Raw genomic sequence first — 24,449 nt, forward strand, 5'->3', positions numbered from 1 at the left:
ATCGTCGAGCTCGACGGTGACGAGATGACCCGGGTCATCTGGAAAATGATCAAGGAACGGCTGATTCTGCCCTATCTAGACGTGGAGCTGGATTATTATGACCTGGGCATCCGCAACAGGGATGCCACCGACGACAAGGTCACCGTGCAGGCGGCTCAGGCCATTCAGCGCGAGCACGTGGGAGTCAAGTGCGCCACCATTACCCCGGACGAGGCCCGCGTAAAGGAATTCGGTCTCAAGCGCATGTGGAAGTCGCCCAACGGCACCATCCGCAACATCCTTGGCGGAACCATCTTCCGCGAGCCCATCGTCATCGACAACATTCCCCGGCTGGTTCCCGGATGGACCAAACCCATTGTGGTGGCCCGCCATGCCTTTGGCGACCAGTACCAGGCGACTGATTTCACCGTTCCCGGGCCGGGAAAGCTAAGCGTCGTGTTCACTCCTGATGACGGGAGCGACCCGGTGAACCGACAGGTGACCATCTACCCAGGTCCGGGCGTGGCTCAAGTGCAGTTCAACCTTGATGATTCCATCCGGGACTTCGCGCGCTCCTGCTTCAACTATGCCTTGCAAAGGCACTATCCGGTCTACCTGAGCACCAAGAACACCATCCTCAAGGCCTATGACGGTCGGTTCAAGGATATTTTCGCACAAGTCTACGAGCAGGAATACCAGAGTCGGTTCGAGGAAGAAGGACTGACCTATCAGCATCGGCTGATCGACGACATGGTGGCCTCCTCGCTCAAGTGGCCGGGCGGATACGTCTGGGCCTGCAAGAATTACGATGGCGATGTCCAGTCCGATGCAATAGCTCAAGGGTTCGGGTCTCTTGGCCTTATGACCTCCATGCTGATGACGGCCGACGGGCAAACTGTAGAAGCCGAGGCTGCCCATGGGACCGTGACCAGGCATTACCGGCGCTGGCTCAAGGGCGAAACCACCTCCACCAACCCGATCGCATCCATTTTCGCCTGGACCGGCGGTCTCAAGCAACGGGCTCGACTGGATGATACGCCCAAGGTAGCTTGGTTTGCTCAAACTCTGGAATCTGTAGTTATCGATACTGTGCGCTCCGGCCGCATGACCAAGGACCTGGCCAGCCTGGTCGGTCCTGATCAGCCTTGGCTGGACACCGAGGACTTCATGGATGCCCTGAACCATGCCCTTGCCGAACGTATGGCTTCAGCTGTGGCGGACTAGCAGGTCGGCAGACCAGCCGAGCGGACAAAGCGCCGTCTGCTTTCTCCACTGTATGCAGTTAAATCGCTCGGATCAGTCTTGACCATCTGCTCCTTGACGAGAACCGTGGGCGCAAAATCATCGACGCTTCATGCGCTCCTGTCCGAGAGCCCATAGAATGGTTGCTCGGGACCCGGCCATAGTCGGGCTCTGTCGGGACTAAGGAGCGAATGTGAAGAAGACCGGCTTTGCACGGCATTTGTCCGGCTTGCTGGCCCTGCTGGCATGCCTGGTCATAGTGGCATCGACTGGTGCTTGCGGTCCGGCCCTAGGCAAGGGGGAACAGTCCCCGAGCGCCCCGCAGAGCCTGGCTACTCCTACTGCCGCTGCCGAAGTACCCGGTACGGTGGCCATTTTCACCCCCTCTGACGGCATCACCCTTTCCCAGCACACGCCCATCAATAAGTGGGCCGCTCTGATTCCTGAGCTCAAGGCGGCACTGTCCAAGGAGCATCTTTCCAGCAAGCGCATCGATGCCTACACCAGTGGGAATCTTGAGGATCAAAGCAAGGAACTGCAGGATTACGTGGTCAACCGTCTTTCGGAGCGCAAGGCCGGAAAGAGCTCAGAGCCGACCACACTGGTGGTGGCACCCATGACCTCGCCAGACTCCATTACCCGCCAGTATGGCGACTATATCAGCAAGTCACTGGATGCCGATGCCAAAGACAAGGCACGCTCACGTCTGGTCTCGTCTCTGCGTCTGGCTGCTGGAGCGGGCATGCATGTGGTGCTAATGGCCAACCAAGTGCCGGGCATTCAACCGGATCTGTTCGTACAGTTGTCTGACGCACGGGCCATTGGTCAGATGCAGGCGGAGAAACTGGCCAGCAAGCTGGAGCTGGACAAGGCCAGCAAGGACAACCCCTGCCGCATCGAGATTCTGTTGCCGAACCGCCCGGCCGATGCATCCTCTGCTGACAAAGGTGCTGAAGCCAGCCGGGCTGAGCAGGGCCAACAAGAGGATCAGAATTCCTTCCCCGCCCAGGCCTTCGCCGGAATCTGGCAGGTGCTAGGGCCATATTTCAAGGATGGACGGGCGGACAGTCCCTCGGGACGCCTGCAGGCCGACAGTACCGAGCAGGACTGGCAGGCTGTCGCCTTCGATCCAGGCAAGGATGCCTCGGCTACAGGCAAAGAACTGGCATCCCGCCTATCCATGAACGACGGCGCTAAATCTCACACCGAGGTAGACGGCATTCTGGCCATGAACGACTTCATCGTTTCCGGAGTGGTCTCTGAGCTCAGGGATTTGGGATATCGCGGTTCGTCGGCGGACGTCAACCCGGAGATCTCCATATCCGGCATCGTGGGATCCATGGCCGGCCGTCAGGATCTGCACCGTCAGCGCGTGCCCAAACCCGCCCACAGCCCTGCAAACCAGAATTCGACGGGATCGCAAACGGATTCTTCACAAGCCACGGGCAAGACCCAAGAATCCACGTCCTCCGACGACCACACCGCCTGGCCCATCATCAGCGGATATGGCGCCTACGTGGACAACATTCCCCAAATCGTGGACGGACAGCAGTGGATGACCGGGCTGGAGGACAGACTGGGGCTTGCGGCTGATATTGCCAAGGCCTGTGTCAGTCTCAACAGCCAGGGCAAGGTGCCAGCCATGGATACAATCCAGACCGTCAACCAGGACGGCAAACAAGTGCGTCGTCTGTCAAGACCCTTGGTTGCGGTTTCGGCCTCCAACCTCAAGGCGACGCTGATTGATACCGGCTACATCAAACCTGCTGATGCTGGTCTTTGAGCATAGATCTCCTGCTCGATCCGATCCTCATACCGCTTGAGAACCTCCTGGCGGCGGGGCTTGTATGACGCGGTCAGCAGACCGTTTTCACGAGTGAAGTCCTGGTCCAGAATCAGATAGCGGCGGATGCCCTCGGCCCGGGATACCTGGGCATTGGCCGCGTCCACTGCACGGTCGACCTCGGTGCGGATGATGGGGTTCTCCCCAGCTGCAGCGGCCTCTTTCAGGGGCTCAGCGCCCTGGTCCCGCAGCCAGCGGTCGACTTCCTCGGAATTGAGAGTGATCAGGGCCGAAATGAATGGCCTGCGGTCTCCGATGACCATGCAGTGGCTAATGATGGGCGAACGTTCAACAGCCGTCTCCAGAAGCATCGGCGAAATGTTCTTGCCTCCAGCAGTAATGATGATTTCCTTACGTCGGCCAGTCAGCCGAACGAACCCGTCCTCGTCCAGACTGCCCAGATCGCCAGTCAGGAGCCAGCCGTCGCGAATCTGCCTGGTGGTGATTTCTGGATGGTTGTGGTAACCCATGCACACGTCGGGGCCTTTGACGCAGAGCTGGCCCTCCTGGTCGATACCCACAGTGATGCCAGGCATGGGAAGGCCGATGGTTCCCAGCCGGTAGTCCTTGGTGGGGTTGACCGTCACAGGACCCATGGTTTCGGTCATGCCGTAGCCCTCCAGCAGGGGCAGGCCTATGCCGTTGAAGAAGTCAGCAATGTCCCTCTCCAGTGGAGCTCCGCCCGAAATGGCATACTTGACTCGGCCGCCCAATGCCTCCAGGATGGGATCGTAGACGGTGCCCGTATACATGAGGTGCTTGGTCTTCAACGACATGGGAACGCGGGTGCCGTTCTGCTGATGACGGGACCACTGCCTGGCCACTCCTGCGGCATCCAGGAAAATCCTGCCCATGGCGCCTGTTCCTGCTCGCTGGGAGGCGGCGTTGTAGATCTTCTCAAAGATTCGCGGCACAGCCAAAATGAAAGTGGGCTTGAAGGTCTGCATGTCCTGCAGCAGATTGCGGATGGACCCCGTAAGCCCCAGGGTGAGATCCGTGGCAATGGCGAAGAACTGCAAGCAGCGGGCGAAAGCGTGTGCCAGAGGCAGGCAGAGCAGAAGCCGTCTACCCTCACCCAAGCAGATGTCAGGTACCGCCTGAGCACCCGAACGGACGGTGAAGACAATGTTGCTATGACTGAGCTCTATGCCCTTGGGCTTGCCCGTAGAGCCTGAAGTGTAGACAATAGTGGCCAGGTCGGAGCCTTGCACCGAGTCGGCTCGGGCTTGGAAGTCCGCCTGGTCCACCGCCTGTCCGTAGGCGGTTAGAGTGGTCAGCGCTCCTCTGGTAATCACATACAGGTCGTTCAGATAGGCACAGTGGGACCGGACAGCGTCCACACGGGCCCTCATGTCGTCATCCTCCAAAAAGGCCATACCCACATGAGAGTCGTTGAAGATGCGCCGAATCTGATCGGGAGAGTCAGTCTCGTAGACCGGCACCGTCACCGCTCCGATGGACAGGATAGCCATGTCCAGGGCAGTCCACTCCCATCGGGTGTGCGAGACGATGGCCACCGAGTCCCCTTGGCCTATGCCCCGGGCCATAAGCCCTTTGGCCAGCGCGACAACGCGGTCCCGGAACTCACGGGCAGTGATGGTGCTCCACTCACGTCCGCTCCGGTATTCGATCAAAGGATCGTCCCCCAGGCGTTCAACCCTGTCCTCAAGCAGGGAAAAGACGCTGGCATCAGCATCTATCGGCTCCTCAAGCGGACGCGTGAATTCTTGCTGCATGTTCTGCATGACCACTCCCTGCTGAAACGGCGTTATGCTTAACGATTCTAACCGCTTCCCCAGGCTGGCGATATACCCGGCTTGCAAACGCGCGAGTCCTGCAAGCAAAACCACATTCCTACACAGGCTTGAGACGAATGCGATGCCATCCGACCCTGGCGCCGGGATCCAGATAACGGCCTTGATCGTCTTTCAGTCCCCAGTGCAGACACTCCTGAGCACAGTGGTCGGAAATCCCTTCTACCTTTCCCCAGACTGTGCCGGCTTGCAGCCGGGTTCCCGTCGGCAAAGAGCTCTGAGCGGGCTCATAAGTGGAGGTCAGGTTGCCGTGACGAATGGAGACCACGTCCTTGCCTGCTACGGAACCTGCGTAAGCGATGATGCCGTCTGCCGGAGCACGGATTCGTCTGCCTTGCTTCGTTGTCAGATCTATCCCACGATGACCGCTCAGCCATGGACGATCCGGAGGATCGTAGAGGCGCATTACCTGCGGGGCGGCCTTATCTTTCGGGAGAGGTTCAAGAGGCCACAGCCAGCCCCGGCGGCAGGCTGCGGTTGTTGGGGTAACTTGACCGTTCTGCGCCGGGGCTGCAGCCGAAGGCAGGGTCGGCGCAGGCTGAGCCGTGACGGTTGCTGTAGGCCCTGCAGCCGACAGGACCAGCGCCAGCGTCAACACCAGCAGTGTCCTCGGAAACCAAGGGGGCCGACAGCCGGAAGGCATGATGGGCATCCGGCCGGTAACGCGCCTTCTGCCCTTGTTCTTATGGTCACGCGCACAGGCCATAGTCGCACCTTCATTCCGTCATCGTGGATACCCGGATTGGGCCTCCACCATCATGATGGACTAGATGCTGAAACCTCAGGAATCGAGCAGGGACATGTGGTCGAACATGCAGTCGTCCACAGCACGTCTGTCAAGAAACCAAAAGACAATTACTCATGCAAAAATGCCAAGTTTGGTGGAAAATGACTTATTAAAAGTGCTGACTGATCTTGTATTATGTAAACCGTAAATCCTTTCAGACAAGGTGCATACGGCCACGTTAATCGATATTGAATGCAGATATACCTTTACTTTTACCGCATCTAGCGTAGATATGCAAAAAAGAAACTTCTGCTAGACTACCAAAAAGAATTGAAAATCTAAGATCAGCCAGCTGGATAGAAGATCAGGCTCAAACCGAACTCACCAGAAGCTGCTTCAACAGATAATTTCGTTTCTGAGAATTATTCGAGTTACATCGAAGGATTCAGCCGCCTCGGCTTGACTTGTTGGAGTTGCTGCTACAGTCTTTTGTCTTTTGGAAAAGTCAGGGTTGAATCACGCTCTACGAGCTGAAAATCAGTCACAAAGGTCCTCGGCTTGCCCTTGTACCCATTGATGCGCTCAATCAACATATCAATTGCATGCTCAACGTAGTCATTCAGGCTTGGATCTATGGTGGTTAGCGATGGAGTCGAGTAGGACGACTCAGGTACATCATCGAAACCCACAACCTGGACGTCTTCAGGAATGCGTATTCCCTCGTTCTGCAAGCCATGCAATGTGCCCAGAGCCATGGCATCCGTCAGACAGATGATTGCATCCGGGCGTATTCCTTTGGACAACATTTGCGTCACAGCTTGTACGCCACTGACTCCTTCCATCCAATCCTTGGGTAGAAGCATCCGCCAATCTACGGATAGTCCTCGCTCTTCGAAGGCCTCGATATAGCCTCTTATCCGCAGCTCCTGCATCCCTTCAGTGGCACACATATATTCATTGCGTGTCTTTGGTTTTTCCGGTGCGCCAAATACGGCTATATGACGGCATCCCATATCGAGCAGTCTGCCTGTGACATACCGAATGGCTCTCGTATTAGGCATGGTCACCCAGTCAACCCGATCATAGGATTCGTAATCACCTGCCAGAACGATCGGATATGGCTGATCGAGGATGATGCCCTTGTTTTTTAAAGGTTGATCTGAAAAAAGCAGCCACCCATCTGCTGATAGTTTGGTGATTTCATCCATGACGACAGGCAGACCTGATCCATCCGATCCGTAAGTGCTGATTACTGTTCCATATCCATGTTTTCGCGATATGTCTATGACTTTATCTGCCAAGTAAGGGGCAAATGGCTGTGAAAAATCGAAAATTGCCAAACCTATCAGTTTAGTGGCGCCTGTTTTCAATGAACGGGCCGATACATTGACCATATATCCAAGTTCACGAATGGACTCCTGCACACGTTTCCTGGTGGAATCACGCATGCTGCCAGTGCCATTGATGACGTTGGACACTGTTTTAATGGAAACACCAGAATGCCTGGCTACATCCTTGATAGTTACTCTGGATGTCAATAGAGCCCCTTACCAATCGGCAGTTACACATATTCCGAATCCGCACAACTCCACATTGTGGAATCATGCGAATCCGGAATATGCGACAATATTTTTATTTTCAGTTTATCTCAACAAGAACATATAGTCTGAATACCAAGTCCTTCCTTGGATCATGATTTGACTGATCCAGCCGTCAATCCTCCTACCCAGTACCTTTGCAGGAAGAGGAAAGCCAGAACCATGGGAATAATGGAAATGAAGGCGCCTGAAGTCACCAGATTCCAGATCTGTTCTGATGCTGCTCCGGCCTGGGATTTTGTCTGCCACTGTGTCAGTCCAACCGTAATCGGGAATAGTTTTGGATTAGTGAGAACTACCTGAGGCAGGAAGAAGTTGTTCCAAGCACCGACAACGGAAAGCAGAAAGACTGTAGTAATTGCTGGGGTCATAATCGGCAGAGAAACTTGTGTAAAGGTTCTCAGCTCACCAGCCCCATCAACTCGAGCCGCCTCAATCATTTCATCGGGTAGGGATTGCATGCAGTAGATTCTCATCAAGTAAACACCCATTGGATTAAGCAGGGACGGCAGGAGCACAGCCCAAATGGTGTTGGTCATACCAATGTCAGACATTAGCAGGAACGTCGGTATCACCAAGGCTGTCGATGGGATCATCAAAGCACCGAGAACGATGTTGAAGTACAGATTTCGCCCACGGAATCTGAACTTGGAGAAACCATATCCAGCCATAACCGCCACTACTGTGGCGCCGAACCCTCCTACAAGAGCGTAAAGGAAGGAGTTGAAAATCCAACGCCAGTAAATACCATCCTGATAGGTCGTAAGCTGACTTATGTTCTTCCAAAGGTCGAAATCCTTATCGAACCACATAGAGCCATGGGCGCCGAAGAACAATCCCGAATTTGACTTTGTGGAAGCGACGATCAACCACCATACAGGCAAAAGGAAGTAGACCATGGCCAATATCAGTACTACATAAACGAAAACGCTGGTATTCCCCTGAATGCGTTTGGCGCTTCTGCGAACACCGCTTGTTCTTGTGGCTGACATGTCAGTCCTCCAATCCAGACTGATTGCGAGTCAGTCTCATGAACAAAACGCTGAATATCACCACGACCAGTCCCAGCGCAAATGAAACTGTGGCGGAGTAGTTGGTCTGGTTGTAATTGAAAGCGAGAGCTTGCGCGTACATATTGGGCGTATACTCCGGCGGTATGACCGTCGGCGCCTGATTACGCAGAATGGTGGGTTCAGTATAGAACTGCAGGGTGCCGATAAGCGAGAAGATAGTCACCATGACCAATGATCCTGAGACCATTGGCACTTTAATCCTTGTAGCAATCTTCAGTTCTGATGCCCCGTCTATTCTGGCCGACTCGTAGAGTTCATGCGGAATGGACTGCAAGGCCGAATACAAAATCACCATGTAGTAACCCGTCCATTGCCAAGTCACGACATTGACCAATGAACCGAAGATGCCGTTAGCAGTGAGGAATCCGGGGGTCTGCATTCCAAACAGCCCGAATATCGTAGTAAACGGGCCCATATTCTTGGAGTACATAAATCCCCACATCAACGCACCGATGACACCAGGTATTGCATAAGGCAAAAAGATAACCAGCCGGGAAACTGAGGCAAACTTGTTCTTAAAGGAGTCTAGGAGCAGAGCGAATATCAGCGCCAGTCCCAGCTGGATCGGAACCATGACAACGGTGTAAAGAATAACGCGGCCCATGCCGACCAGGAATATCGAGTCAGTAAAAACGCGCTGATAATTGGCGAACCCCGAGAAGGACTCCCCTTTGACCTGTGTGTAAGTGAACAATGATACATAGAATGCATAAGCCAGCGGTATCACAAGAAACAGCAGAAAGATGACCCCAAAAGGAGCAGTGAAGAACCAGCCCCACATCCCTCTATGACTGCTGCCGACATTGGATTTCGTCTTTCTGGGCTTGCCTATTGCGTTCGAAGCCATTTCAGAACCTCCTAAAAAGGAGGGATACCGATAACGACATCCCTCCAATTAAATGAGCAGTCACTCTACGGTGAAACCTTGCTGCTTTGCATAATTGTTCAGCTTGGTTTCAAGAGCCTTCAAGGTCTCCTTGCAATCATCACCTTTCTTGACAATTGCGGAGAAAGACTTGGTCTGTTCGTCATAGGCATAAGTCTGGAAGGGCAGGAACTCGTCGCCCTTCCAAGCGTCTGCCACAGGAATGGTGACTTCATTGGACTTCTGGTTGCCCAAGAATGGCTCTTGCATGTTCTTGAAAGCGTCAGATGCAAGCTGCTTCTTCCAGGACGGGAACAATCCGCCATCGGTGACACCAATATGCTGTGCTGTATCCGAATCGAACAGATCGTGAGCAACGCTGGCCGCTGCTTTGGTGTCTTTGGCCTGATCAGTCACAGCCCAAGCTGATCCTCCCTGGTTGACCTGAGGCGTGGAGTCATCCCAAACCGGCGCCTTATAGATCCTGAAATTACCACCTGAGGAGTTATCCAAACCCTTGATGTAGCCAGTCAGCCAGGAAGCCTGAACATAGGCCGCATACTTGCCAGCAATCATATTGTTGTTCCAGTCGGTCGTGTTTGAGTCCGTGGTGTCGACCAGCCCCTCCTTGACCAGGTTTTGCCAGTACTCAAGAACCTTCTGTACACCTGGGGTATTCAACTTGATGCCTACCTTGTCAGGCGTCTTTGATGAATACTTGTATACCTTCTCTCCAGCCTGAGCGAAGAGCGCAGGATTGACAGCAGTGCCGTTAGGAGCCCAATCGCTCAGAAATCCGTCGAAACCGGCAGCTTTCAGATCCTTGCCTGCCTGCTCAAATTCCTCCCAAGTAGTAGGAACCTTGACGTGGTACTTATCGAAAATGTCCTGCCGCACATACATGACGAAGGGACCAAGATCGACAGGAACGCCATAGACGGAGTTGCCGCCGCCCATGCTCACGCTCTTCCAGGCACCTTCCGTGTACTCCTGCTTGTGGTCATTCATGCCGTACTTGCTGAGGTCGACCAGATGCTTCTGGGCCCCCGCAACGAATTGCGGCATTGCTTCATACTCGAGCTGGATGATGTCAGGGCCGCCGGACTTGGCCTTTATTGCATTATTGAATTTCGTGTACTCAGGACCCCCCTGACCAGCATTCGTCCAGCAAACCTGAATGTCGTCATGGTTCTCGTTGTAGTCGTCAACTACCTTCTGAATGGCCGGGTACCAGGCCCATACGGTGACCTTTTGAGCATTCGGCTTCTTGACCTTGTTCTGGCACTGAGCATTGGCATTCGCGGTTTTATCGCTGTGCTCAGCCTGACTTTCATTCTTGGCTCCTCCGCCGCCGCCACAGGCAGCCATGGAAATCGCCAAGACTCCCGAGAGTGCCGCTGCAATGATTCTCACAGTTCTCCTCATTATTTCTCCTTTGAATATATGTGGAAACCAACAATTTTTAATTATCAATCTATGTGGATAGACGTCCATGAAACCGGGGGAAGTATGATGCCCAGTTTGCCGTTCTCAAAGGTAAAGTCCTTACGCGTCTGCAAACCAACGCGCTTGGGATCTTCAAGCGTATTGCGAGCAGCAACATCCTTGTCATGGATGCTCTGAACAACCACTTTCCCGGCTTTATAGAGTCCAGAAACGTCGGAACGATACTCCACGCTCCGATCAAGACTGCGGTTGACAACGAAAATAGTCAGTGAGCCATCGGCTCCTCTGACCACCACAGAGTCCGTCATCGGCACTTCGCCGTATTGACTAGTTTCGCATGAATCAGCATCTTCCTGAGATGCCAGCACACTGCCGCCCTTGGCGTATTTGGCAGTCAAGGCAAAGGGGAAGAAGATGGTTTGTCTCCAAGCAGGGCCACCGGGTTCTGTCATAATTGGCGCAATGACATTGACCAGCTGAGCCAGGCTGGCAGAATGAACGATATTGACATTCCTGAGCAAGGTGATCAGCAGATCGCCAAACACCACTGCATCCGCAACCGAATAAATATCTTCCAAAAGTCTGGAACCTTGAGGCCAGTTGCCTATGCCTACTGGAGGCTTACTCGGTTCTGCATCCTGATACCAGACATTCCATTCGTCGAAAGATATATAAACCTGGTGTTTGCTCTTGAGTCTGCCTCGAACCGCAGCTATGACCGAAGCCACATCGCGGATGAACCCATCCATATCGACGCCAGAAGCCAAGAAACTGGCCATATCGCGATTATGCGGCTCATAATAAGCATGGCAGGAAATGAAGTCGATTTGATCGTAGGCTTCCTCCAGTACAGTCCGTTCCCATTCACCAAAGGTAGGCATACTGTGCGAAGAGGAGCCACAGGCTACCAACTCCAGACCCGGGTCGATCATACGCATGGCCGTTGCAGTCTGAGTAACCAGCCTGGCATATTCGTGGGCAGTCTTGTGACCGACCTGCCAAGTCCCGTCCATTTCATTGCCTAGGCACCACATTCGAATTCCGAAAGGCTGCTCGCGGCCATTGCGTCGACGCATGTCAGACAAGGCCGTGCCAGAAGGAATATTGGCGTATTCAAGTAGATCAAGCGCCTCTTGAATACCCCGTGTACCAAGATTGACAGCTTCCATGAGCTCGTTGCCGCCTAATTCATCCAGCCAATCCGCCATCTCATGAAGACCGAATTCGTTGCTCTCGCCCGAATGCCAAGCCAAATCGATACGCTTAGGGCGTTCAGAGCGCGGCCCGACACCATCCTCCCAACGATAGCCGGAAACAAAATTCCCGCCAGGATAGCGGATGGCAGTGACGCCAAGCTCCTTTACCAAATCAATGACATCCTGTCTGAATCCCGCCTTGTTTGCAGTCGGATGGTTCGGTTCATAGATGCCGGTATAGATGCCACGACCCAAATGTTCGACAAAAGAGCCGAAAACGCGGTCGTTAATGGGAATGGACCTTGTCCCCGTGTCTAGAATCAATCGCGCCTTCCCAGGCTTTGATTGTTGCCGTTCTTCCATGGATCTGGTCTCCTTTCCCCTGCCTTCTCTTTGCTTTAAGTAGTGCAGGGTCTTACGCTTTGAGTACAACGTTGTTTTCACTAGGAAATATGCAGTTGGGTCATAATCTACCTCGCTTTTCTTCGTGCAACCCTGCACATCACTTCGTATACTATACAACAAAAGAAAGAGCATGATCCACAATACATACAACGTTGTTCTAATTGGCCTGAAAATACGCGCGACACACCATCTAAAGCAACACGATGCCTATCGGACTTGCTGGTTTTTATGGCTGCTGTGTCCGTAGACAAAGCTCCAGGCCGACTATCCACGACCATGGTTAAGAAAACACAGGAAGGCAGATTTCTGACCATCTTCAATCAGCTAGTTAATCGAAACCAATAAGCTAGCCTATGATAACGGCAATCCTGTTCATTGCAAAAGCACGAATACGCCCACATATGGAAAGCCGCCGGCTAACCGGCGGCCATTAGCTCCCGCAGCTGGGCTTGAACCAGCGACATTTCGATTAACAGTCGAACGCTCTGCCAACTGAGCTATGCGGGAATGTCCCGTTCAACTCTTGCTGAACACAATTACCATACTATAGTCAGGACCTTCGTATCCGACAACTTGGCGTGTCGATTACATCAGGATCCTGTCCATAGGCATCGCCGAATCAATGGAGAAATCAGAAGCAGAGGGAGACAGGCCAGCCTGGACCAGATTGACGCCTAGCATGGCCACCATGGCACCATTGTCTGTGCACAGGTTGACCTTCGGAATGCGGATCTTAACGCCTTCCCGGTCGCCGAACTCCTGAAGCTTGCCGCGCAGCTGCGAGTTGGCCGAGAACCCGCCGCCGACGATCAGGGTATCCGTGCAGAACCTGCGACAGGCGGCCATGGCCTTGCGGGATAGGACGGTGGCCACGGAATCCGCCAAGGAGGCGCAGACGTTATCAACGGGGATATCGAGCCCGGCCTGCTGTCTGCGTTCGACCCATCGAGCCACGGCGGTCTTGACCCCGGAGAAGCTGAAGTCATAGGGATGCTCGGCTCCAGCCCGGCCCTTTGTCAGCCCCTGGGGCACAGCGATGGCGTGAGGATCGCCCAGACGGGCATGGCGATCTATGTGGGGACCGCCAGGATAGGGGAAGCCAAGCAGGCGTGCAATCTTGTCGAAGCACTCCCCCGCCGCGTCGTCCAGAGTAGTACCCACCACCTGGACCGATCGCGCCAGGTCATCCACATGCAGCAGCGAAGTGTGGCCGCCGGAGACGATCAGGGCCAGGGCGTTCTGTGGGAAGGGACCGAATTGGAGCTGAGTGACAGCTATATGGCCGATGACATGGTTGACGCCGTACAGGGGCTTTTTCGCCGCCCAGGCCAGTGCCTTGGCACCGGAAACACCTACGGCCAGGCATCCAGCCAGTCCAGGACCAGCCGAGACCGCTATCGCGTCGATCTGGGAAAGGTCCATATCTGCATCATTCAGGGCCTTGGAAACGACCGGCACAAAGGACTCAGCGTGTGCCCGCGAGGCGATCTCGGGTATGACACCACCATAGCGGGCGTGCTCGTTCATGGAGGACGCCACCACGTTGGACAGCAGCCGGTTGCCCTGAACCAGGGCGGCCGCGGTCTCGTCACAGGTGGATTCGATGCCAAGCACCAGAGGCTCACTCATGGTCAATGATCCTTTCCTGTCCCTTTGAAAGCTTGTTGCCGCCAAAGCCCACCGGACCCGGTCCGACCGAGCTTAAGGGCCTGGTCATAGCCCAGGCATCCATGTCTTCGGGCTGATAATAGCCTTTACGCAGACCCGTCTGTGAGAAGCCGAAGTCCTTGTAGAGGTCAATGGCAGCGGAGTTGTCTACACGGACCTTCAGATCCATGCGCTGCAACCCCTCACAGTCGGCTGAAGCGATCAGCTTGGTCAACAGAGAACCCGCAATGCCCCGATTCCGGGCTTCCGGTAGCACTCCCATAGTCATCAGCTCGGCATCCCTTTCGCCCGACCAATACCCTCCGTAACCCAAAATGGCACTCTGGTCTTCCCATATCAGGTATGTGCGTGAAGGTCCAGACAACTCAAATCGCAGCTCCTGCCGACTCCAGGCCTGGTCGCCGAAGACGCGCGTCTCCAGATTGATAAGCTGGTCCAGATCCCCCAAGGCCGCTGCGCGAATCATGATTGGACAGCCACGTGCTTAAGCGGATTGGGAACCGAGACGTCCGGTCGACGAAGGTAAAGCGGCTCCACGGGGTCAATCAGCCCCTGCTGAGCACATCGGCATGCACAAGCAGCCATCAGACTTGTCCCCTGTGTCCCATCCAACAGGAAGGATCCTTCGTCCAGCATCACCTGTATATCAGAACAATTATCCAGACGCTCCCACTGGTCAGCGTAGCGACCAGCTCCATGGCCGCTAATAACCAGAACAACAGGACCCTGGTCCAGAGACTCCTGCCCTTCTGCAATAACCGCGATTTTCTCACAGATAACGGCTGGGTAGTCGATGCTCATTTCGGTCAGCGGCCGGGCCGGGGCTTCCACATCTCCAAAGTCGTCAAAGAGACGGTAGTAAAGCTGCCGACGTCGAGCATCGTTGACAGCCAGGACCAGAAGCCGGATGTGGTCTTGGCCCTTCTGCTTGAACCGGCTGTAAGCATAGCGGGCCTGCGGCTCCAGAATGTCCTGGCCCAGCAGATGGGCACCCGTGGCAAACGCCAAGGCTTTGGCGGTGACGATGCCTGCCCGCAGACCGGTGAAAGGCGCAGGGCCCAGTCCCACCACGATGGTGCTCAAATCTTCTGCAGACAGCCCGGCCTGGTCCATGACCTTGGCGATATTGACCTGGAGACGTTCCACATGCGAGCGCGAATCGCTCTCTATGCACGGCTCCCGCCCGGGCAGTCCCACAGTCGAGCCATATGAGGTATCGATCACCAAAAGGGGCGTATCGGTCCCGCTCATGCCGTCATCGCCTTTCTCAGCTGCTCCAATCTGGTGGCCCATGACGGGCCTACTCCACGCAGACGTACCATACGCTGACCCTGGGAGCTGGGTGGCGCGTCAGGATCTTCCCGGGCATCCACGTGTCGGTCGATGACCACTTCCAGACGTTGATCGGCTAGCGCTGAGGCCATCTGCTCGCCCCATTCCATCAGCACGATGGTGCTTTGGCCCGGATCCTCCAACTCCTCATCCAAACCCAGGGACTCCAACTCGTCCAGGAGCCGATCAACAGCATCCTCGCCAGGCAGATAGTCCTGTCCACCCAGCCGGTACGCATCCACGTGGATCAGGGTGACCCGCGAGCCGTCGGACAGATGGCCATGCAGCTCTCTTGCGATGGTGAACGTGGGCGAGACCACAGGGCCGTCCACTCCAAGTCCGCTGCCCAGCCCCTGGGCCAGGGTGGTCTTACCCGCCCCCAGAGGTCCGGACAGAAGAATCACATCCCCACCATGCAGACAGGAGGCCAGGTTTCTGCCCAAGCGGTGCATATCCTCGCCCGTAGGCACGGCCAGCTCAAACCCATCCTGCTGCCCGGCGCTGTCCCGCAGGCTCATGCCAATGTCCTTCCCTTGGCGGCAATCATCTCCACTGCGCGTTCCAGAGCATAGCGAGCATCGCCGCTGCTGGTCTTGCTGACCTCATCAGCCTGGGCCAAGGCCTCAATGCAGGCCGCCAGACCGGAGGAGGTCCATCCATGCAGCTGCCTCTTGGCTTCTCGTAACTGCCAATATGCGGCCTTGGCCTCGGCTGTGGTGATGGATCCCGACTCGATGGCTGCCTCCTTGCCTAGCGTTCGCAGCTTCAGGGCCAGTACCCCAATCAGGGATATCGGTTCGTTGCCCTGTTCCAGAGCTGAACGCAGTGCGACGACCGCTTGAGCCGGCCTGCCAGCAAGGGCCCTGTCTGCCACAGCGAATCCGGATACAGCCGGGTTATCGGTCAAATACCGGTTGACGATCTCCAAGGTCATGGGATCCTGGTCAAAATCGAAGCAGAGCTGGGAGCACATGGATGCCAGTTCCGGAGTCCGCTCGCCCAGGACATCCACTAGGCGCTGGGCCGCCCGTGGCTGGATGCGACGCTGATGGGACTTGAATTGCCCATAGACGAAGTCGACCTTGTCATCGAACTTCTTCAGATCCGGCATACGCTCTATGACTGCTCCGGCCCGTTCCATCTGGTCCAGAAGCCTGCGGCCCCGGTTGCCCCCGTCATGACGTGCGATGACGATGCTGGATTCGGACCCTGCCGGCTCGTGGCAGAAATCCACCAAGGCCTGTGTCAAGGCCTCGTCGGCCGCCTGCAGATCCTCCAGAAGGACTACGGCCGTCTGACTGAGCAGGGAGGGTCCAACCGCCTCCTGAAAGGCGTAAGCGTCGCAGTCTGCCGCGTCCATCTCTATGTATTCGCTGTCCGGATGATCGGCACATGCCTTTGCACACAGCTCCTTGACGCGCTGCCCGTTGAGGAAGGGATCGCCGCCGACCACTAGATGGACGGAAAGGTTCTCCTGCTGAGCTTTGGTCATGACTCAAATCTCCCTTCATCACTGGACATTAACGACGGTCGCTTTTTGAAGACCAACTGAGCTAGAAGGCCATAGGTCTGCTGCAACCAGCCCCTGATTGCCGACCAAGCCGATGGCCGAAAGGGAACCCCGGAAGCCACGTTTGTCACAGCCGACCATGAGCGATCTTGCCCCCGGGCACGGATGAATTGAATCAGTCGATGAATGATCACGGCCATAACACCCAAACCCACCAGGCAGGCGCTTCCGACTGGCCCCGATGGCCAAGCCGCCGGAGCAGCCACCTCGCCCAGCCACGTAGAGACAAAAGCCATGACCCCGGTGCCCAGGGAGGTCAACCGGGCCAGCAGGAGTCCCAATGCGGGCCATAGCCAGGAAGTGAGCAGGGCCAGCAGGCCGGTCACAGTCGCGACGTCAACCACAGGAGTGACCAGCAGGTTGGCCAGTGGGGCCAGCAGAGGCAGTCCAGGGCTGAACAGCACCTGCACAGGAAGAGTCCCCGCCTGGGCGCATAAAGTTGTGGCCAATGGACGTGCCAGAAATGCTGGAAGATGGTCTTCAAGAAGGGCCATCACACGCCGGTTGCCCAGGCCGATACCCAACACGGCACCACAAGAGAGCGCGAAGCCGAAGCTTGCGGCCATGGATGGACGCAGAATCAGGACCAACAGAACACACCATGACAGCGTGTTCAATGATTGGGCAGGCCGACAGGCAGCCAGAGCCAACGCTGAAAGAAGCCCCATGACCTGAGCTCGCAAGACTGAATCCCCTGGGACCATCAGCATGCCTAAGCCTGGATAGGCAGCAGACAAAACCAAGGCCGTCAGCAAGGGGGGTGAGCGAAAGGCCCGCATGATCGTAACCAGCAGAGAGGCCAGGATCATGAAGTGCCCGCCGGAGACAGCCATCAGGTGAAGGGTGCCCGATGCCTGGAAGTCATGGGTCAGACGGGCGGCATAGGCGGGCTCCACTGCCGGTCTGCCGAGGGAAGACTCGGACAGGGCCTGGTTGCCCAGGATGCCCATAGTCAACCCAGGCACTAGGATCCGCCCCTGGTCTTCCAGTCTGTTGGTCTGTTCGAGAAAGGCCCCTTGCATGCGAGCGATCAATTGTCTGCTGGGCGCTGGTGGGCTGACCTGTTTCATGCCATCTTCCACAGCCAACCAAGGCATTGGACGACCGTACGCTGAAGGTTTCAAGAGTCCTCGCGCACGATACTGTCCACTCTGCTGCAACATGCATGACCGACCGCGGGCAAAGAGCATGATCCGCTCATTGGAAGGCATACGCACTCCGGCCAGAGTCACCCATTGCAGCCTGAGCTCTGTCTGACAATCCCAACCTCGACGAGAGGAGGCACTCATAGGTCCCACAGCCTCGCCACGAATCTCGGCCAGCGCCTTCCCCAGACGGACCTGCCGGGCTGCCGGCCCGCCACGCACTGACGCATGACCGACTGTGGCGGCCAATGCGGTAGTCAAAGCTACCACGGCCAGGACAGCCAGCGTCGGCAACTTCCTATGAGCAAGCCGAGTGGATGCCAAGGTCCGCAAAGCGGAGACAATCACGGAGGACGAACGGAATGAGGAAGAACCGTGAGCAGAATGGTGTCTGAACGGAGTACACGAACTTTCGCCTGAGAATCGGTACAGCCAATAAAAATGAGCACTCCGATAAGTCATGTTCAAATGGCTGGTGCCTCTGACATTCCAACAAGGCGGATTCCAATGGTTTTTCTTCAAACCTCTTTTACTCCAATGATTCTTGTTCCCAGTGCGCGCACAAACTCGAGGCAGCAGCTTCCGTCGACGTGAACGAAGGGACTGACGAAATACCAGACCCCTGTAATGGTGGTCATCTGTAGCTACCAAGCAGACGAGTTTGATGGCGAGCAGGGCCATTGCAATGAGTAATGAGAGCGCCAGGATAATCGGCATCACCCAGACCTTTAAGTCCATACCTCCAACGACCATGCCGCCTTTGGACTCCCCAGCCGTCTTGGCCCAGTCAGCGCGCTTGGCTGATTCGGGCATTGATCCGCCCATGCTCCTGTCCAGGAGCCAGGGGACCAGCAGCGCAACCGCCCAAGCTACACAAGCAGCGGGGAGCATACGAAGATTGCGATTGCCGTTCTCACGATCTGCTACATCCTGATCCCCTGCATGGACGGCCATCATCGCACAACCAGGTATGGGCGTAATCGAGCCAGGGTCTTGGCACCGATACCGGAAACATCCAGGAGCTGATCGACTGATGTATAGCGGCCGCCGATGGCGCGTCGGTGCTCCAGTATTTTTGCTGCCGTGACCGGACCGATTCCCTTGACGTTTTCCAGATCCTGCTGGCTTGCGGCGTTAAGATTCACGCGTCCGGCCTGATTGGCCGTCTTCGTTGAGTCACTGGAGGCCGACGTAGTAGTGGCATTGTCAGCCTGTTCGGCATTTTGAGCGGAGCCTGAGACTGGATCTGCCTTTTCGCTTTCCGCATCACCATGGGTGTTGCGGCTGTGTTCGTTTCCCAAGACATGCTTGCCTCGGTGCGCAGCACTCTTTACATCACTATTCGCCGAAGCCGATGACCTGGCACCGGATTCGTCATCGGCCACTCCTGCAGCCAGGGCATGTCCCTGTTGGGCCAGCAGGGTCAAGCTGACTGCCAAGGCCGCCACCAGAATAAGGATGGCTGTCAAGGCCTGAATCGGCGTAAACGACCAGACAGGCCGATCCCGTCGTGCCAGAGACTCGGCCATTCCTTGGGCTGGCCCCCTTGATCGAACGGATTGATTCAGAGCCAGAGCCTGGATGGGCGGCGCCGGGGGCTGGGTGATGTTGATGCTCATGAGCCCAGCCTGACACGAAAAAGCCCCCCGGTATGAGGTCGAGGGGTTATGTGGTCGAATGTCGTCATCCGTCCACAGCCTGGCTGCGGACAGCGCAGGGTCAGGCTGGCACGACCGAAACGATCCTAGGCGCCTTAACGATGACTTTGCGCGGCTCCTTACCGCCCAGCCGCTCCTGGACGGCGGGTAGTGCCAGGGCCATAGCCTTGAGCTGGTCGGGCGCGATGTCGGGGCTGACCTGCAGTTTGCCGCGAACCTTGCCCTTGACCTGGACCACGGCGGTAACCGTGTCCTCGCCAAGATATCGATCATCCCAGGTCGGCCATTGGGCATGCGCCAGGGACTCCTTATGACCCAGACGGCTCCAGAGCTCCTCACAGATGTGTGGGGCGATGGGCGAAAGCATGAGCACCAGTGGCTCAATGGCTGCCCTGGGCGTCGGATTCAATCCGGTCAGATGGTTGTTGAGCACGATCATCCTGGCGATTGCTGTGTTGGGACGCATGGCCTCCATCTCCACGGTCACATCGTGGATGGTGGTGTTGAGCAGCTTCAGTGTCTTCTGGTCGGGTTCGCCCTCGTCCAGGACAACCTCGCCGGTCTGCTCGTCCACCACATTGCGCCAGAGCCGCTGCAGGAAGCGCATGCCGCCCACCACGTTGCGCGTGTTCCAGGGTCTGGACTCGTCCAGGGGACCCATGCTCATCTCGTAGAGGCGGAAGGTGTCGGCTCCATAAGTGCGGTACATGTCGTCCGGAGTGATGATGTTCTTGAGGCTCTTGCCCATCTTGCCGAACTCGCGGTTAACCGGCTGCCCCTGCCAGGTGTAGCTAACCTTGCCGCCCTCCTCGTGCTCCTCCACCTCAGCGGCGGGCACGTACTGGCCGCGCTGGTCGGTGTATGCGTAGGCTTGGATCATCCCTTGGTTGAAGAGCTTGTGGAAGGGCTCCTTGGACGAGACGTATCCCAGATCGTAGAGGACCTTGTGCCAGAAGCGGGCATAGAGCAGGTGCAGCACCGCGTGCTCCACACCGCCCACGTAGAGGTCGACACCGCCTGACTCCCCGGCCGTAGCATTGTGCTTGGGTCCAAGCCAGTAGTCGTATTCCTCCGGATCAACCATGTGCTGGTCATCCTTGGGATCGATGTAGCGCATGTAGTACCAGCAGGAGCCGGCCCAGTTGGGCATGGTGTTGGTGTCCCTGTGGTAGACCTTGGGGCCGTCACCCAGGTCCAGGGTCACGTTCACCCAGTCCTGGTTGCGGCTCAGCGGGGCCTCCGGGCTGGATTGGGCATCCTCGGGGTCAAAGGTCTTGGGCGAATAGTCGGGCACGTCCGGCAGGGCCACCGGCAACTGATCGTCGGGCAGCAGGTGCGGTAGGCCCTGGTCGTCATAGACAACCGGGAAAGGCTCGCCCCAGTAGCGCTGACGTGAGAAGAGCCAGTCACGCAGCCGGTAGGAAACCGTCCCGTGGCCCACCCCGGCCGACTCCAGCCAGGTAGTGACCTTCTCGATGGCCTGGTCAACCCGCAGACCGTCCAGGCTGAGCGGATCGCCAGCGGCCTGGGTGGCCTGGACCGAAGAGTTGACCACAACGCCGTCGTGGGAGACGAAAGGCGCCTTGCCCCGGTAGTCGTCCAGAGTCTGGCCGGAATCAGCCAGTGGGCTGACCGTGTAGACCACGGGCAGGCCGTACTTGACGGCGAAGTCGTAATCACGCTGATCGCCGCCAGGCACAGCCATGATGGCTCCGGTACCGTAGTCCATCAGCACGTAGTCGGCAGTGAAGATGGGCAGCTTGGCCCCGGTGATGGGGTTGACCGCGTACAGCCCGGTAAAGAGGCCGGTCTTGGCCCCGCCCTCGTCCACGCGATCCTTGGCGGTCTTGGCCTCGGCGGCCCAGCGATAGGCTTGCACACCCTCCGCAGGATTGGCATAGCCACCCTTCCACTGTTCAGGCACATCATCAGGCCAGTCATGGGGCAGATGTTGCAGCAGGTCGTGCTCGGGAGAGACCACGGCGAAGGTGGCGCCAAAAAGCGTGTCGGGACGGGTGGTGTAGATCTCCATGGTCTGATCGCCGTCAGGGCTGGGCACGGTGAAGTCCACCGAAGCCCCGTGTGACTCCCCAATCCAGTTGCGCTGCATGAGCTTGACCTTTTCGGGCCAGTCCAGAATGTCCAGATCCTCCAGAAGCCGGTGGCCGTAGGCGGTGATACGCATGGACCACTGCTTGAGCTCGCGCTGGTAGACCGGGTAGTTGCCCCGCTCGGAGCGTCCTTCGGCGGTCACCTCCTCGTTGGCCAGAACCGTGCCCAGCCCGGGGCACCAGTTGACCGGCGAGCGCGAGATGTAGGCCAGGCGGAAGTCGTTGAGCACCTCGGAGCGCTCAGCCTCGTCCAGCTCCTCCCAAGAGGCGTCGGGATGGCCTGGAATGGGCCTGCTTCCGGACTTGAAGGCCTCGACCAGTTCGCTGATGGGCCTGGCCGAGCCCATCCCCCCGTCGGCACGGCGGTAGTCGGGGTCATACCAGGACTCGTAGATGCGCGAGAAGATCCACTGGGTCCAGCGCACGTAGTCTGTATCGATGGTGGCGAAGGAGCGACGATCATCGAAGCTGAGCCCCAGCCGGTGCAGCTGCCAGCGCATGTTGGCGATGTTCTGCTCGGTGGTGACCCGCGGGTGCTGGCCGGTCTGGACGGCGTACTGCTCGGCAGGCAGACCAAAGGCGTCGTAGCCCATGGCGTGCAGGACGTTCTCCCCCTTCATCCGATGGTAGCGGCTGACCACGTCGGTGGCGATGTAGCCCAGGGGGTGACCCACATGCAGGCCCTTGCCCGAAGGATAAGGGAACATGTCGATGACAAAGTAGGGACTGCGGCCTCCAGCGTGATCTCCCTGGGCATCCGTCAAGTCACCCTTGGTGTTGGCGGCCCAGAAGGTGCCCTCCTTGTCCCAGCGCTGCTGCCAGCGCTCCTCGATAGTCTGAGCCATAGCGGCATCGTAGCGGAATTGAGGCTGATCTGATTCCTGGGTCTGCTGATGATCCCTGTCTTCGTTCGCGTTCATATGGTGAATTATCGCCATTCACATGGACACGGCCAGGCCGATGTCCAGCATCCGTCATCCTGGCGGAATGCGTGCTCAGTGATCGCCGGGCTGCAGGGTGCGGGCAGCGGCATCCATGGAGAAACCAATCGACTTGGATGCCCGGCTCAGAGCAGCCTTAAAGGATCCGTCCCGCATCATCCTCTTCAGGGCCTGGTTGATGACGTCCACCAGCTCCGGATCTCCGTGGGGCAAACCGATACCGTACCGTTCATGGGAGAAGGGATTGCCTACCAGGCGCAGCTGGCCTCCTCCGCGAACATGAGCCAGCCCAGCCAGGGCGAAGTCGTCGCCACTGGCGGCATCGGTGTCCCCGCTGAGCAGAGCTGTGATGCATTCGGGAAACTCCTCACGCTCCTGGACCTGGGCCTGGGGGGCCAGCGAGCGCACCAGAACCCCGGAGGTGGATCCCGCAGCCACGCAAACCCGCTTTTGGGCCAGATCCTCCACCCCGGCAATGTCAGTCTGGGTGCGGCGAACCAGGAGGTCCTGTCCCGCAGCCAGGTAGGGCCCGGCGAAATCCACCAGCTTCTGCCGTTCCTGGGTGATGGAGTAGCCAGCCACGACCATGTCCACCTGGCCCTGTTCGAGCATGTGCTCACGGTCCGCAGGCTTCACTTGGCGAAAAACGATCTGCGACTCGGCGTATCCCAGCTCGTGGACCACATACTGGGCCACGTCCACATCCAGTCCTCGGTACTGGCCGGACTGGGCGAATCCAAGTCCAGGCTGGTCGAAGGAGATGCCCACGCTGATCTTGGGTCCGATGGAACCCGCACGGTAGGAATCCTCCTGAGATCCGCACCCGCTCAGGGGCGCCGCCAGAACCAGTGCCAGCAGAGCCGCCGCAATCCTGCGTGCAAACATGATCGATTCCTACTTGAACATTTTCGAACGTGTCAGGAACCAGGTTACCAAGGCGGTCACCAGGCCTGACAGAATCACCACGACCGCAAATCCCCAGGGCTTGTCAGTAAAGGGCATGCCGAACATACCTTGGTTGAAGTTCATGCCATACATGGAAAAGATCAGCGTAGGCACCGACAGGCTGATGGAGATGATGGTGAAGATTCTCATGACGTTGTTTACGTTGTTGGAGACGATGGAAGCGAAGGCGTCGGTCATATTTGAAAGCACGCTTGAGTAGATGTTGGCCATCTCGATGGCCTGCTTGTTCTCCGTGATCACATCGCCCAGAAGGTCCTCATCGTCCGGGTAGCGCTTGATCCGCTCCAGGCCGGTCAGCTTCTCAAGGACGATCTCGTTGGACTTGAGGCTGGTGGCGAAATAGACCAAGGTCTTGTTGAGCTCCAGCAGCATGAGGATCTCTCGGTTCTGCATGGAGTGGCGCAGCTTGAGCTCCAGCCGGTCCGACTCGCGGTCGATGATGCGCAGGTATCGCAGGTAGAGGGTGGCGTTGCGGTAGAGGATCTGCAGGATGAAGCGGGACTTCATGAAGGTGTTGAAACCCCGGATGGTGCCCTCCATGAAGGGGTGGAGCAGGACGGTGTCCTGCATGCAGACGGTGACGATCAGATCCTCCGTAACGATGATGGACAGAGGAATGGTCTCATAGTAGTCCCGGCCGTCGCGCTCCTCGGCCCGGGGAATGTCGACGATGACCATGGTGTACTCGTCCTCCACATCCACACGCGAGCGCTCTTCATCATCCAAGGGGGCACGCAGGTCAGCCAAGTCTATGCCCGTGGTCTGCGAGACGTTGGCCAGCTCGACATCGGTGGGCGCCGATAAGCATATCCATGAGCCCTTGGAAGCCTTGCCGATCTGCTCGATCTGCCCGTTCATGGTGCTGAATAC

At 57.0% G+C, this 24,449-nt stretch carries 19 protein-coding genes and 1 tRNA gene; 2 read left to right on the forward strand and 18 right to left on the reverse strand.

All coding sequences use genetic code 11. From position 1 onward, the window contains the following. The coding region (locus AC0AP0_RS01135) for an NADP-dependent isocitrate dehydrogenase (protein WP_490428975.1) at nt 1-1,203 on the forward strand (1,203 nt) is incomplete at its 5' end. Nucleotides 1,204-1,414: 211 nt separating this feature from the next. Then, complete coding sequence (locus AC0AP0_RS01140) at nt 1,415-3,004, forward strand: type 1 periplasmic-binding domain-containing protein (RefSeq protein WP_490428977.1); 1,590 nt, start codon at nt 1,415-1,417, stop codon at nt 3,002-3,004. Here AC0AP0_RS01140 and AC0AP0_RS01145 read toward each other — a convergent pair. The 18 genes from AC0AP0_RS01145 to AC0AP0_RS01230 all read right to left on the reverse strand — a co-directional run. Further along, the gene (locus AC0AP0_RS01145) at nt 2,974-4,800 is read right to left on the reverse strand and encodes an AMP-dependent synthetase/ligase (protein ID WP_254477184.1); all 1,827 of its coding nucleotides are present in this window, start codon (nt 4,798-4,800) and stop codon (nt 2,974-2,976) included. The genes AC0AP0_RS01140 and AC0AP0_RS01145 overlap by 31 nt on opposite strands. 118 nt (nt 4,801-4,918) lie before the next feature. Next, the gene (locus AC0AP0_RS01150; protein ID WP_490428979.1) at nt 4,919-5,584 is read right to left on the reverse strand and encodes a M23 family metallopeptidase; all 666 of its coding nucleotides are present in this window, start codon (nt 5,582-5,584) and stop codon (nt 4,919-4,921) included. 500 nt (nt 5,585-6,084) lie between these two features. Further along, complete coding sequence (locus tag AC0AP0_RS01155; protein ID WP_490428981.1) at nt 6,085-7,143, reverse strand: LacI family DNA-binding transcriptional regulator; 1,059 nt, start codon at nt 7,141-7,143, stop codon at nt 6,085-6,087. A gap of 152 nt (nt 7,144-7,295) precedes the next feature. Beyond that, entirely contained in the window at nt 7,296-8,195 is a 900-nt protein-coding gene (locus tag AC0AP0_RS01160) for a carbohydrate ABC transporter permease (RefSeq protein WP_110412751.1), read from the reverse strand. 1 nt (nt 8,196) lies between these two features. Then, nucleotides 8,197-9,123 carry a carbohydrate ABC transporter permease gene (locus AC0AP0_RS01165; RefSeq protein ID WP_110412750.1) on the reverse strand — a complete coding sequence of 309 codons (927 nt, stop codon included), beginning with the start codon at nt 9,121-9,123 and terminating at the stop codon, nt 8,197-8,199. Nucleotides 9,124-9,183: 60 nt separating this feature from the next. After that, nucleotides 9,184-10,566 (reverse strand): ABC transporter substrate-binding protein, encoded by a 1,383-nt coding sequence (locus AC0AP0_RS01170; protein WP_110412749.1) that lies wholly within the window; start codon nt 10,564-10,566, stop codon nt 9,184-9,186. A 44-nt stretch (nt 10,567-10,610) separates the two neighbouring features. Then, nucleotides 10,611-12,146, reverse strand: coding sequence for an arabinosylfuranosidase ArfA (gene arfA, locus AC0AP0_RS01175; protein ID WP_490428984.1), 1,536 nt, complete (start codon nt 12,144-12,146; stop codon nt 10,611-10,613). Nucleotides 12,147-12,622: 476 nt separating this feature from the next. Then, a tRNA-Asn gene (locus AC0AP0_RS01180) sits at nt 12,623-12,695 on the reverse strand. Between the two features lie 78 nt (nt 12,696-12,773). Next, on the reverse strand, nt 12,774-13,817 hold the full coding sequence (gene tsaD / locus AC0AP0_RS01185) for a tRNA (adenosine(37)-N6)-threonylcarbamoyltransferase complex transferase subunit TsaD (RefSeq protein ID WP_254477131.1): 1,044 nt from the start codon (nt 13,815-13,817) through the stop codon (nt 12,774-12,776). After that, the gene (gene rimI, locus AC0AP0_RS01190; protein WP_490428986.1) at nt 13,810-14,322 is read right to left on the reverse strand and encodes a ribosomal protein S18-alanine N-acetyltransferase; all 513 of its coding nucleotides are present in this window, start codon (nt 14,320-14,322) and stop codon (nt 13,810-13,812) included. The genes tsaD and rimI overlap by 8 nt, the downstream gene beginning before the upstream one ends. Further along, on the reverse strand, nt 14,319-15,107 hold the full coding sequence (tsaB, locus tag AC0AP0_RS01195; protein ID WP_490428988.1) for a tRNA (adenosine(37)-N6)-threonylcarbamoyltransferase complex dimerization subunit type 1 TsaB: 789 nt from the start codon (nt 15,105-15,107) through the stop codon (nt 14,319-14,321). Before tsaB ends, rimI begins: the two co-directional genes overlap by 4 nt. Then, entirely contained in the window at nt 15,104-15,706 is a 603-nt protein-coding gene (gene tsaE / locus AC0AP0_RS01200) for a tRNA (adenosine(37)-N6)-threonylcarbamoyltransferase complex ATPase subunit type 1 TsaE (RefSeq protein WP_490428990.1), read from the reverse strand. Before tsaE ends, tsaB begins: the two co-directional genes overlap by 4 nt. After that, on the reverse strand, nt 15,703-16,680 hold the full coding sequence (gene holA, locus AC0AP0_RS01205) for a DNA polymerase III subunit delta (RefSeq protein WP_254477127.1): 978 nt from the start codon (nt 16,678-16,680) through the stop codon (nt 15,703-15,705). The genes tsaE and holA overlap by 4 nt, the downstream gene beginning before the upstream one ends. Then, entirely contained in the window at nt 16,677-17,828 is a 1,152-nt protein-coding gene (locus AC0AP0_RS01210) for a ComEC/Rec2 family competence protein (protein WP_490428993.1), read from the reverse strand. The genes holA and AC0AP0_RS01210 overlap by 4 nt, the downstream gene beginning before the upstream one ends. 1,028 nt (nt 17,829-18,856) lie before the next feature. After that, nucleotides 18,857-19,522, reverse strand: a complete 666-nt coding sequence (locus AC0AP0_RS01215; RefSeq protein WP_445342584.1) for a ComEA family DNA-binding protein — start codon at nt 19,520-19,522, stop codon at nt 18,857-18,859. Between the two features lie 100 nt (nt 19,523-19,622). Further along, nucleotides 19,623-22,592: a leucine--tRNA ligase gene (gene leuS, locus AC0AP0_RS01220; protein ID WP_490428996.1), complete on the reverse strand. Its 2,970-nt coding sequence runs from the start codon at nt 22,590-22,592 to the stop codon at nt 19,623-19,625. A gap of 75 nt (nt 22,593-22,667) precedes the next feature. Further along, nucleotides 22,668-23,498: a glutamate ABC transporter substrate-binding protein gene (locus AC0AP0_RS01225; RefSeq protein WP_110412739.1), complete on the reverse strand. Its 831-nt coding sequence runs from the start codon at nt 23,496-23,498 to the stop codon at nt 22,668-22,670. Nucleotides 23,499-23,507: 9 nt separating this feature from the next. Continuing rightward, a partial coding sequence (locus tag AC0AP0_RS01230; protein WP_490428999.1) for a magnesium transporter CorA family protein occupies nt 23,508-24,449 on the reverse strand: 942 nt, incomplete at its 5' end.

The organism is Bifidobacterium sp. POST2/T3 (B1) (assembly GCF_058197115.1).